Source organism: Rhodococcus sp. IEGM 1366 (assembly GCF_033142425.1).
Lineage (GTDB): Bacteria > Actinomycetota > Actinomycetes > Mycobacteriales > Mycobacteriaceae > Rhodococcus_F > Rhodococcus_F globerula.
In genome coordinates, this window is the sequence record NZ_JAWLRZ010000007.1 from 155,513 (window position 1) to 168,694 (window position 13,182).

Here is a 13,182-nt window from a genome sequence, read left to right on the forward strand (position 1 = left end):
GCTAGCCCGCTGCGCCCTTCGCGACCGCGTCGGAGATGAGCGGCATGACCTGGTCGGTAGCCCAGCCGAGCGAGAGCGCCGACGGGAATCCGACGGCGTTGGGCAGACCGGTGTTACGGGCCAGCGACACCACGGCGCCGTCCTGCACGGCAGGCAACGCGTTCCAGCCCTCGAACTTGGTGAGGTAACCCAGGTCTCCGGTGGGTGAGACGACAAACAGCACGTCGGCGTTCATGTCTCCGACATTCTCGTAGGACAGGATGCCGCGACCGTCCGCGTCGACGGGCAGCGTCGTGGCATACGGGCTCAGGACCAATCCGAGCGAGGTGAGGAACTGGCCGATACCGCGTTCGTCGGAGGCCAGCACCGACAACTGGCCGCCGGTGTCGCCGATGATCGCGTTGTACGTCTTGCCCGCGATCGTCGGGTTATCGGCGCGTGCCTTGGCCAGATCCGATTCGGCAGCCGCGATCACCTCTTCAGCCTTGGCCGGGATACCGAGTGCGGCAGCAACTTTACGAGTCGAGTCCTGCCACGGCTCGCCGTTGGCCTTGGTGTCGAAGTGGACCACCGGGAACTGCTTGCTCAGCTGGCCGTACGCAGCCTGGTCGAGTCCCCAGAAACCGGTGGAGACAATGATGTCGGGCTCGAGCACAGCCAGCTGCTCGGTGATGGATCCGGCACCCGTTTCCATGTCGAGGGTTTCGGGTGTCTTTCCGCCGAATGCCTCTACCTGCCACGGCCACACTCCGGAGCCGCCGGTCGCGGCACGGTTCTGTGCATCCACCGGAATCGCGATCGGCGTGACGCCGAGCGAGAGCAGAATGTCTGCGTCCTGCGGGGAAAGCGGCATCGCGCGGGTCGGGGCGGACTCGATGGTCGTCTCACCGAACTTGCCGGACACCGTCACCGGGTACTGGCCGGCGTCGGCGCTCGCCGAGGTGGGCTTGTCGGCGTCGGCGGTACCTGAATCGGACCCGCACGCCGTAACACCGAGCAGAACGGTTGCCGCGGCCAGCGCTGCACCGATCCTGCGATTCCATCGAGAGTTCATACCGCTTCCTTCGTAGTTGGGGCTAGTACTTCTGCCAGTTCGCCCAACGAACCGGCGGCAAAGACCTGGGCGGCCTCCACCTCGCAGCCCGCCTCACGCAGCCTGCTCATCACAGCCATCACGCCGATGCTGTCACAGCCGAGCGCAAAAATGTCGTCGCCGAGTCCCACCTGATCGAGCCCGACATGGTCCGCCACCACCCGGCACAGGATCTTCTCGATCTCCGTCACCGGTTCGCGATACTCCCCGATGGGCGCGATCTCCGGACGGGGCAGGGCCGCTCGATCGATCTTGCCGTTCGGCAACGTCGGTATCTCGTCGAGAACCACAAATGCAGACGGGATCATGTAGTCCGGCAACACCGCGCTCAAGGACCGCCGCAAGCCCGCGCTGTCGGGTTCGATCCCGTCCGCCACCACGTACGCCACGAGCGCCCGGGCACCGATATCATCGCGGACCAATACCAGTGCGGCACCGATTCCTTCGGTAGCGAGCAGCGCGGCCTCGATCTCCGCGGGTTCGATGCGGTAGCCACGAACCTTCACCTGGTCGTCGGTGCGACCGCGATACTGGATGTGCCCCGACGCCGTCCACTTGGCTCGGTCGCCCGTGCGATACATCCGGGTTCCGTCGGCGGCAAATGGGTCTGCCACAAACCTTTCCGCGGTTCGTGCGCGTGCGCCGAGGTACCCGCGCACCACACCGTCGCCCGACAGGTACAACTCGCCTTCGACGCCAACCGGAACGGGGCGCAACCACTCGTCGAGAATACGAGCACGCGTGTTGCCGACGGGCCGACCCGCGACGGGCGACGTGCTGTCCGACACCCGCGCAACCAGCGCGTCGACGGTACTCTCACTCGGTCCGTACAGGTTGTACGCCTCAACTCCGTCTTTCTCGCGCAACAGATTCCACAGCGGCTGCGAGACGGCCTCCCCGCCGAAGCCCAGTGATGCGGGCACGCGGGTCCCGTCAAGCAGACCGTTGTCGATCAGCTGAGCCAGGTGCGACGGCGTCACTTCGACGAAGTCCCATTCCTGCTCTCGCGCTTGTTCGACCATGCGACGCGGATCCCGCTGTGTCGTCTCGTCGACAACGCACAGGGCATGGCCGTCGAGCAGCCACAGCTGAGGCTGCCACGACGCGTCGAACGCAAACGACCACGCGTGTCCTACTCGCAGTCGATCTCGCTGCGCGCGTTCCTGTGTCGGCACGTACAAGTCCACCCGATGGCTGTGGAACAGCGTCACCAGGCCACGATGCGGCGCGACAACGGCTTTCGGTACACCGGTCGATCCGGAGGTGAACACGATGTACGCCGGATGATCCTCTTGCAGCGGTGCGAGTCGATCCGCGTTGGTCACGGGTGCGGAAGACAGCTCGTCGAACTCCAGGCTGTCCATCGCCAGCACCAGCGAGGCAGGAATCCGGTCGACAAAGGCTCCCACCGTCAGAGTCACTGCTGGCGAGACGGTTTCGAAGATCGCGTCCAACCGCCCTGCCGGAGCGTCGGGATCACACGCGACATACGCGCCACCGGCAGTAAGTACCGCAAGGATCGCTACGACGCTCTCCGCCGAGCGCGGCAGCATCAGCGCCACCACAGTCTCGGGGCCGACGCCATGCCCGATCAGCACACGTGCCAATCGGTTGACCCGCGCACCGAGTTCTCCGAACGTCCACGACACGTCGGCGGCCAGCAATGCGGTCTCGTCGATGTAGCGAGCCACCGCCGTGTCGAACAGATCCGCCGCCGTAAGAGTCGGCACCACAATCGGATTGACACCCCACGCAGCCTCGATCAGTTCCTGATCCGCAGCGGGAACAGCCTCGATCTCGGACAACCTGCGTTCGGCGGACAGCGCCGTGAACTCCTTCAGCACCTGCACCAGCCCGTCAGCCAACCGCTGGACTGTGCTGCGGTCGAAGAGTTCCGAGCTGTACTCGATCATGCCGACCACGGTGTCGGTACCCGCGTACTCGACAAAGTCGAACGACAGGTCGAACTTGGCGGTCGCTACCTCGATCGGCTCCGGCGTCATTGCCGCGCCCAGGCTTTCGGCCGGGTTGGGCTCCGTCAGGTAGACGATCATGGTCTGGAACAGCGGATGCATCGATCGAGACCGTTCGCCGCCGCCCAGCACCGAGTCGACTACCTGCTCGAACGGCAAGTCCTGATGCTCGAAAGCACCGAGATCGCTGTCGCGGATTCGATTCAACAGTTCTGCGAGCGTCGGATTGCCCGACAGGTCGGTACGCAGCACCACCGTGTTGAGGAAGAACCCGACCAGATCCTCGAGTTGTGCATCCCCGCGTCCGGAAACCGGGGTTCCCAGCGGAATATCCACGCCCGCACCGGACTTGTGCAGAAGTACTGCCACTGCTGCCTGCGCCAGCATGAACATGCTCACGTTGTGCTCACGGGCCAACGCTCGCAGTCCCACAACCACTTCAGGTTCCCAGGCCAGGTACACAGAGCCCCCGGCGTAGCTCGTCCGGGCAGGCCGCGTCCGGTCGAAGGGCAGTGACAATTCTTCCGGCAAGCCCGCAAGGTTCTTCCGCCAGTAGATCTCCTGTGCTGCGGCAAGACTCTCCGGATCTTCGCGATCTCCGAGAATCTCCCGCTGCCACAGTGTGTAGTCGGCGTACTGAACCGGTAACGGCACCCAGTCCGGGCTCTGGCCGAGCTGGCGCAGCGCATAGGCCGACATCAGGTCACCCAGCAACGCGCGGGTCGACCATTCGTCCGTCGCGATGTGATGGATCAGCAAGAGAACGACGGTGTGTGTCTCCCCCGCGTTGTCGAACTCGAACACCGACACTCGCACGGGAATCTCATGTTCGAGGTCGAAGCTGTACCGCGAGGCGTGCGCAACTTCTTCGGTGACGTCGTCGGCCGACACCATGTGCCGGTGCACCGGCACGTCAACGGCATTCTCCGGCACAACCACCTGGTACGGCTCGCCGTGCTCAGAGTGGAACACCGTGCGGAGCGCTTCGTGTCGAAGAACGACGTCCTGGACTGCCGCCGCCAGCGCGGCAACATCCACCGATGCCGGCACCCGCCACGAGATCGGCACGTTGTACGCGCCGCCGTCCACGCCCAACTGGTCGAGGATCCACATCCGCCGCTGGGCAAACGAGACCGGCACACGTTCCGGGCGCTCCCGACGTCCGAGCGTCGACGAAGTGCTGCTTCCGGCGTCGGCAGCCAGCACGGCCAACTGCGCGACCGTTGGTGCCTCGAACACGCTACGGACGGCAAGCTCGACACCCAGTTCACTGCGCAATGCATTGACCAGACGAATGGCCGTCAACGAGTGGCCGCCGAGCGAGAAGAAATCGTCGTCGATTCCCACCGTTTCCAGCCCGAGCGCCGACGCGAACACCTCGCACACCTGGCGTTCGAAGTCCGTCCGCGGTTCCCGCGAGGAGACAGCGCTCTCGAAACTGGGCCGCGGCAGTGCCTTTCGATCCAGCTTTCCGTTGAAGCTGACCGGGAACTCGTCGACCGGAATCACGATTGCCGGGATCAGGTAATCGGGGACCGAGCCGCTCAGAGCATTACGCAACGTCGTCGCGTCAACCACGACGCCGACCGCCGTCATGACGTAGCCGACCAGTACGGCTTCGCCCTCGGGGTTTCGATGCACCGCGGCGACCGCCCGAGTCACGTCGGGATGTCCCTCGAGGATCGTCTCGACCTCACCGAGTTCGATGCGCAAACCGCGGATCTTGACCTGATCGTCCAAGCGGCCGAGGAATTCGATGGTTCCGTTCTCGGTCCAACGAACCAAGTCACCGGTCCGGTACAGCCGTGAACCAGCATCGCCGTACGGATCGGCCACAAAACGATCCGCGGTGAGCGCGGACCGGCCCAGGTAGCCGTACGCCACCTGCACTCCGCCGATGTACAGCTCGCCTGCCACACCGGCAGGAGTCGGCTGCAGGCTCGAATCCAGAACGTAGAGTTCCACGTTCGATCCCGGGCCACCGATCGAGGAGGATCCGGCGGGGTCGACTTCCAAATCACGAGCAAGGTCTGCTGCCAGGGTGACCTCGACGGCGGCCTCTGTCGGCCCGTACAGATTGTCGAGTCGCACGCCTGGTAGCGCCGCAGCAAATCGTGCGACGGTTCGATTCTGCAGCGCCTCACCGCTGCACACGACACGTCGCAACGACGTCACGGCGGATATCTGCTCGGTGAGTGCCTCTTCGAGCATGGCCGGAACGAAGTGCGCGATGGTCACGTCGTTCTCGCGCAGCAACTGCACCAGCGCCACCGGATCCCGGTGGGTATCCGGTCCCGCGATCACGGTGGTTGCACCGTTCACACTGGGCCAGAACAACTCCCAGACGGAGACGTCGAAGGTGGTCGGCGTCTTGAGGACCACGCGGTCCGTTTGCAGCACCGGCGACTCCGCCTGCACCCAGGCCAAGCGGTTGACCACGGACTGGTGGGACACCAACACGCCCTTGGGGTTTCCGGTGGAGCCGGACGTGTAGATGAGATACACCGGGTGAGCCGCGGTCAGGGCGCTACGACGCTCGGTCACCGCGTCACCACTGAGCGCCTGCAACCGGGTCTGCACTGCCGGTGCGTCGACATCGGTCCGGGCAACACCACCTGGCAGGGTTACGGCACTGGTTGCGAGGACGCGCACCGGCCGAGCGTCATCGAGCATGTACTCGATCCGCGACGGCGGCAATCCCGTGTCGATCGGCAGGTACGCCGCACCGGATTTCACAACCGCGTGGATTGCCACGATCAGATCTGCCGAACGCGGTACCGCAACGGCCACCACGTCACCGGGACCGGCACCATCTTCGATCAGTAGGCGGGCCAAGCGGTTCGAGCGTGCCTCGAGCTGGGCGTAGTCGATCTGATCGCCGAAGGCCGACAGAGCCGTGGCTGTCGGCGACAGCGCCGCCTGCCGCGAGAGAAGGTCACCGATCGTCACGGATTCGACCGCGGCGCGTGGTCCGACGCCCACCGCGAGTCGGTGCGCCCGCTCACCGGCGTCCACCAATTCGACAGCCCCGACTCGTGCGGACGGCGCGGCCGCAACCTGATCGACAAATCGCGACAGGACGGCCAGGATCATCGCCACCCGCTCACGATCGAAAAGGTCTTCGGCATACTCGGCGATGACGGTCACTTCACCGGTATCCGGCGCGTCGACAAAGGTGACGTTGAGATCGAACTTCGCACGCACGTTGGTCAATTGCTCCCAACGAGTGGGCACACCGAGGAAGTCCGGAAGGACTCCGGCGCGTTGGAGGTAGCTCACCATCACCTGGAACAGCGGATTACGGCCTTCGACGCGTGGCGGTGCCAACTCCTCGACCACCCGCTGGAACGGGATGTCCTGGTGGTCCATCGCGCTGAGGTCGGCGTCGCGCGTGCGGTCCACCAGCTCGCCGAACGTCGGATCTCCCGACAGGTCGGTGCGCAGCACAACGGTGTTGACAAAGAACCCGACCAGGTTGTCGAGCGCGCTGTCGGAGCGACCGGATACCGGGCTACCAACCGCAATATCGTTGCCACCGCCCAGTCGCGAGAGCACCGCTGCTGTAGCCGCGTGCAGGACCATGAACATCGTGCCGCGGTGGTCATCGGCAATGCCGCGTAGTTTCTGCACGACTTCAGAGCCCAGGGTGATCTGGACGTTACCTGCAGTGCCAGTGGGCTGAGCGGGGCGCAGTCGGTTGGTCGGCAGGACTATCTCGTCCGGCAGTCCGGCAAGGCTCTCACGCCAGAATCCGAGCTGGCGATCCGACAGGTCACCCGACAGTAGATCGTGTTGCCACAGTGAGTAATCCGCGTACTGCACGGGCAGGGGTTCCCATGCCGGAGCCTGTCCCTGTGTCCGGGACAGGTAGGCGCGGGTGAGGTCACCGAGCAACGGTGCGTCCGACCATTCGTCGGTCGCGATGTGATGGAGCACCAACACAATGATGTATTCGGTGGGCGTGATCCGCACCAGCGTGACGCGCAGCGGTACATCGGTGCGGAGATCGAAGTTGGCCGTCAGCCGCTCGATCACCAAACCCTGCGCAGTCTCCGCATCGGCGCCGACAATCTCGAGACGGGTCGCATCCGAGACATCCACGATCTGCTGGAACGGATTTCCGTCGACGATTCCGATGACGGTGCGCAAACTTTCGTGGCGCCCCACCACGTCCTGCAGAGCCGCTGCCAACGCGGCCTCGTCCAGCGCGCCGTCCAACCGGGCCACGTGCGCGTAGTGGTAACTGAGGCTGTCGTCCTGAAGCTGCGCGAGCATCCAGAGTCGTTCCTGCGCTGCAGACAGCGGCACGAACTCGGGCCGGTTGCCCACGACGATCGACGGTTGTGCACTTGCCGCGCTCGGCAACAGTTCGGCAATCAGCGCCGGCGTGCGGGCCTCGAACAGATCCCGAATCGTCAACTGCACGTCGAACTCCGCACGCACCCGCGAGACCACCCGCATCGCGATCATCGAATGCCCACCAAGTTCGAAGAAGTCGTCCTCGGCACCAACCGAATCGAGTTCCAACAGGTCTGCGAAGACGTCGCACAGCGCCTGCTCTGTTGCGTTCTTCGGCGGCCGCGACGACGCCCCGGTGCGAATCTCCGGCATCGGGAGCGCCTTGGCGTCGAGTTTGCCGTTCACCGTCATGGGGATTGCGTCGATGATCTGCAGAGTGCTTGGCACCATGTAGTCGGGCAGCTTTGCTCGCAGGTACGCGAGCACGGTGGCGACGATGTCCGGGTCCGAATCATCCGTCGTCACCATGTATCCGGCAAGACGCTTCATACCGGGGACCAACGGGTCTTCCACCGCAACAACCGCTGCGGACGCCGCCAGAGGATGTGATTCGACGGCCGATTCGATCTCGTGCAGCTCGACGCGGTAACCACGAATCTTGACCTGGTCGTCGATGCGACCGAGGTAGTCGAGGTTTCCGTCGCGCCGCAACCGGACGAAGTCGCCGGTGCGGTACATGCGGTCGCCGCCGAACGGATCGGCAACAAACCGGTCGGCGGTCAGATCGGTGCGCCCCAGGTAGCCGCGCGCCAATCCGACACCGGCGATGTACAACTCGCCGGCAACTCCGTCGACGACGGGACGAAGCCACGCGTCGAGGATGTAGCCCCTGGTCGCACGAATCGGAGTTCCGACGGTGGGTGTGACGCTGTCGTCAGTGCCGGCGCCGAGGGTGTTGATCGTGTACTCGGTCGGCCCGTACAGGTTGTACCCGAGCGTTCCCTCGCTCTCGCGCAAGCGGTTCCAGACCGAGTCCGGGACCGCTTCGCCGCCGAGCAGCACCAGCGGCGGGCGGTGCCCGGTGCGGTTGCCGTCGATCGGTTCGCGGTCGAGCAGGCCCTCTGCCAGCAGAGCCGTTGCGTAGGTTGGTGTCACGTTGACGACGTCGATCTGCTGCCGGTCGCAGTAGTCGACCAGCGCATTGGCATCGCGGCGCAGGTCCTCGTCGCAGATGTGCACCTCGTGGCCCTCAACGAGCCAGAGCAGCTCCTCCCACGACATGTCGAAGGCGAAGGAGACGGTGTGCGCCACCCGAAGTCGACGCCCACCCTCGGCGGCCACAACCGGCTCGAAGATCTTTTCCTGATGGTTGCGCTGCATGTTGGTCAGGCCGCGGTACGGGGTGAGAACGCCCTTGGGCTTGCCGGTCGAACCGGAGGTGTAGATGACGTAGGCGGGGTGATCGAGACGCCCGACGCGACCCGGCGCAAACGCACCGAGCTCCGCCGCAGTCAGCGGGCTGGTATCCCAATCATTGCTTCCACCAAGGAGAATCGACCGATCAGCGGGGAGGCTCAATCGCGCCGCCGCAGCTGCATTGGTCACGAACAGGACCGGCTCGGCGTCTTCGATCACCGTCACGAGGCGGTCGTCCGGCTGGTCGAGTTCGAGCGGCAGGTACGCCGCACCGGCGCGGAGCACCGCAAACAGTGCAACCACCATGTCGACGGTGCGCGGGAGGCCAAGCGCTACTACCGATTCCGGACCGCCGCCGCGAATGATCAGTTGGCGGGCAAGTGCTTCGACTCGGCCGGCGAGTTCCTGATAGGTGACCCGCTCGTCACCGAATACCAGTGCAACCTCGTCCGGAATGGTTGCGGCCCGCTCGATGAGCATCTCGGCGATCGTGACGTCTTCGACAGCGGGTAGCGGCGCGTCCCAGGACAACGCGGCACGCCCCAATTCGGTCGGGGTAAGCGCAGGAACGGCCGCGACCAACCGATCACCGTCGTGTGCAACAGTTTCCAGCAGCGTAATGAACCGATCGTGCAAGGCGTGAGCGCGCACGGCATCCACAATGTCGTGACGGTAGTCGATCTTGACGTGCAGTTGCTCACCGGGCGAGACCACCACGGCCAGCGGGTAATGCGTATGGTCGAGGCTGTCCTCGGCAACGATGTCGTGCCGCGCCGACTGCGCCGCCATCTCGGTCGCGTTCTTGAAGTTCTGCAACACGAACAAGGTGTCGAACAGTTCGGCATGCCCGGTGGCACGCTGAATTTCGCCGAGCCCGAGGTACTCGCATTCCATCCGCTCGACGTACTCGTCCTGCATCCGCCGCAGCAGCTGCGACACGGTTTCCCCTGGCACCAGCGTCACTCGCACGGGCACCGTGTTGAGGAACATGCCGAGCACACTCTCGAGTCCGGCAATCTCGGTCGGCCTACCTGCCACCGTCGAACCGAACACCACATCGGTGCGGCCCGATTCCGCAGACAGCAGTAGTCCCATGACCGCATTCATCAACGCGTTCAACGTCACTCCGCTGCGCCTGGCCTGCTCACGCAGTGCCGCAGTCAGTTCCGCGTCCACATAGGACTCGATACGGGTCGGAACAACCGGGGCGCCGCCCTTGGCGCCGGCTGCGATCAGCGTCGGGTTCTCGAAACCCTCGAAGTTCCGTCGCCACGCCTGCGCTGCAACGCCTGGGTCGCGGGAGTCGAGCCACGTCAGATAGTCGGTGAACTGAGCGCCGGCGGCTGGTACGGCATCACCGGCGTAACGGGCCAGCAATTGGTCGACAAACAGTGCGCCCGACCAGCCGTCCCACAGGATGAACTCACGGTTGATCACCAGACGGTCGATGCCGTCGCCCAGGTGGATGAGCAGCATGCGCCACAACGGTGGTGCGGTGAGGTCGAACGGACGTGCGCGGTCGGCGGCTGCCAACTCCTCGGCACCGGTCTTCTGCTCGGCGGGCGAGAGCATCGACAGGTCGGCTTCGATAAAAGGAACTTCGAGTCCGGTTCCGATGAACTGGACCGGGTCTCCCAGACCGTCGTTGGTGAATCCAGCTCGGACCGTGGGGTTCTCGTCCAGAAGCGAGGCTGCAGCGCCGCGCATCCTGGCCACGTCGATGCGATGGCCGAAGTCCAGTGAGAACTGTGCCGTGTAGATGTCCTGGCCGGAATCGAACACCGACTGGAAGAACAATCCCCGCTGCAACGGCGATAGCGGCCAGATGTCCTCGATCACCACGTCGCTGACGGATTCGACGAGTTCGATCTCGCTCTGGGTGAGTGCTATGTGACGCAGATCGGACGGGGTGAGCCCGGACGTCGCACCACCTTCCGCCAGCGCCACCAACTCGCGCAGCGCATCTCGCCACAAGCCCGCCAGGGTTGCCAATTCCGCGTCGTCGATTCCGAAGTCGGATGCAAACTCAACCGTGGCACCACCGGGCTGGTCGGCATGCACAGCGATGTCGAGGGCGTACCGACCGATACGGTCACCGCCCGTGCGCACCAGTACCTGAGGCTTCGGCAAGGCTGCCAAGGCAGGTCCGGCCTGAACGTTGGCGTAGCGCAGCAGCGGCCAACCGGAACCTCCTGCCGCCCTTGCTCGTTCCTTGGCCGACCGTAGAGCGCTGTGCGCATCGTCGCTCAGCACCAACCGAATCGGAGACGTGTAACCGAGCGGCCCGACGGTACGGCTCAGGTCGACATCGTCGCCGGCTGCCCACTGTTGACGGCCGTCGCGCCACACGTCGACGGTGAGTTCGCCGGCACCGGCGACGCGCTTCGTCCAACGGGACACTGCGAGCGCTGTGGCCGCAGCCCATACATCAGCCGGTTCACCCTTGACCAGGCTCGGCACTCGCGTTGTTGCAGTGTCATATTCAGCGGGTGTCAACAGCTCCGTCCGGGCTGCCGGTGCACCTGCGGTGTCGGTTGCCATCACAAGATTTGCACCCGGCGCCAGCACCGACGTCCAGGTGACCAACTCGGCCAGACGGCTCGGCGATGTCGCTTCCTCGGCAAACCGTCGGGCGTGCGCCTTCAGTGACGTGGGCACCGGCGGCAGCATGACCTTTCGCCCCCTGGACACCGCCCGGAGCGCGGTGGCAAAGTCCTCCGTGACAACCTGCCAAGATACATCGTCGATCAAACCTGCTGCGGCAGTGAGGATCAGGTCGCCATCGGCCGAGCAGGAAACACACAGCCCTCGACCGGATGCGGGGTCCGGAACAACATCATCACCGATCAGTGAATCCGCCTTCACCGCATCGGGTTCCGCTATCGCAAGCATCCACAACACCGGCACGGGCGCAGTAAGAGTCGCTCGCAACCCGTGGTGATGAGTGACAATCGCCTCGACCGTGTCGACCAACTGCTCCCGGGTCAAATTCGCAGGAGCGGCAATACGGTGCTCACGCAGGGTGCTGGCAACAGGCTGTCCGTTGTCACGGCGGGCAGCGAGGCTCGGCAGCAACGTCAGTGGTCCTGCGCCGTCCTCGTCGTGAGGACGATCCGCAGCCGCGACGTCCAGCCCGTCGACGTCGTACGACCACACGGACTCGTCGACTGCCTCGAAGAACGAGTCGATGAAATCTCCGAGACTGTAGGCAATCTCGTTGCAGCGCTGCGCATTGTCCGGGTGACTGCGAAGCCCGATCTCGATCGGTTGGCCCGACTTGTGCAGCAACACGATGAACTCGAGTTCACCGACCGGCCCGGACGCAAGCATCTCCACGTTGGACTCTCGACCGATGGTGAAACGGGAGGTCGAGTTGGGCATGATGTTGATGCCGATGCCCGGCGGCCGCCAATCCGGGTTCCTGGCAGCCAACTCGCGGCCGATCGCCTCGCCCCGGTAACGGCCGTGCTTGAGCAGTTTCCACATCTTCTGCTCGGCGCTCGTTGCGATGTCCGCGAGTCGGGCCTGCTCTCCGACGTCGATGCGCATCGGAAGCACGCTGGCCACCATGCCGGGCACGGCGCGCAATTCACGCGTTCCGCGAGCCGTGGTTGGCAAGCTCAACACTACGTCCGTGGTGCCGGTCGCTCGCGCGACATAGCCGCCGAGCAGCGCAATCACCAACCAGGACAAGCGCAGTCCGTGTGCTTTGCCGTACTCCTCGAGCCGCTGACGGCGTTCGAGGTCGAGCGTGAGGGTCACACTCGTGACGCCGGGCGCCGGTGGGTGGTCGACGGTGATCAAGCGGGGCGACGTCGGAAGATCGCCCAACTCGGAAATCCAGTAGTCGCGATCGTCGTCGATCGTGGTGCCGGAGGTGTATTCGACATCGGTCTCGACGAACCTTGCCAGCGCCCATTCTGCGCTCAAATCCGGTGCGGTGCCCTCGACGTATGCACGCATGATCTTGTTCAGAACCAGCGCGATGCCGTAGCCGTCGTTGATGATGTGGTGGTACTGCTGGTACAGCCGCATCGTGTCACCGTCGATGAGGTGCACGGCAAAGGTGAACAGCAGGTCGGTCGCCAGGTCCACCGGCGATTCCATCCGCTCGCGCATCCACCGCAGTGATGCCTCTCGCGGGTCGGCCTCGGCGCGGAAGTCGATGACGGGCAAGTCCCAGTCGCGGCTCTCGCGCGCAATCTGCACCAGAGCGCCGCGAGCATCCACGTCGAAGTTCACATGCAGCGTCTCGGCCTGATCCAGCACAGAGCGGCAAGCCTCGACCACTCGATCGATGTCGACCTCACCAAGTGTCTCGGTGTAGATACCGGTGTTGTAGAGGTGACCCACCGAGTCCAACTGGTGCCCGAAATAGATGCTGCGTTGGGCCGCTGTCACCGGATATGCCGACTGCACTGTTTTTCTCCAAAACTTCAGGATCCACTGTTGGCTCGCCAG

The 13,182-nt window shown here is 64.6% G+C and carries 2 protein-coding genes; both read right to left on the reverse strand.

Features of this window, described 5'->3' with window-relative positions; genetic code table 11:
* Window position 1 precedes the first annotated feature (1 nt).
* Window positions 2–1,054 (reverse strand): ABC transporter substrate-binding protein, encoded by a 1,053-nt coding sequence (locus R4P64_RS21835; protein WP_317822707.1) that lies wholly within the window; start codon window positions 1,052–1,054, stop codon window positions 2–4.
* Window positions 1,051–13,140, reverse strand: coding sequence for a non-ribosomal peptide synthetase (locus tag R4P64_RS21840; RefSeq protein WP_317822708.1), 12,090 nt, complete (start codon window positions 13,138–13,140; stop codon window positions 1,051–1,053). The genes R4P64_RS21835 and R4P64_RS21840 overlap by 4 nt, the downstream gene beginning before the upstream one ends.
* Between the last annotated feature and the right edge of the window lie 42 nt (window positions 13,141–13,182).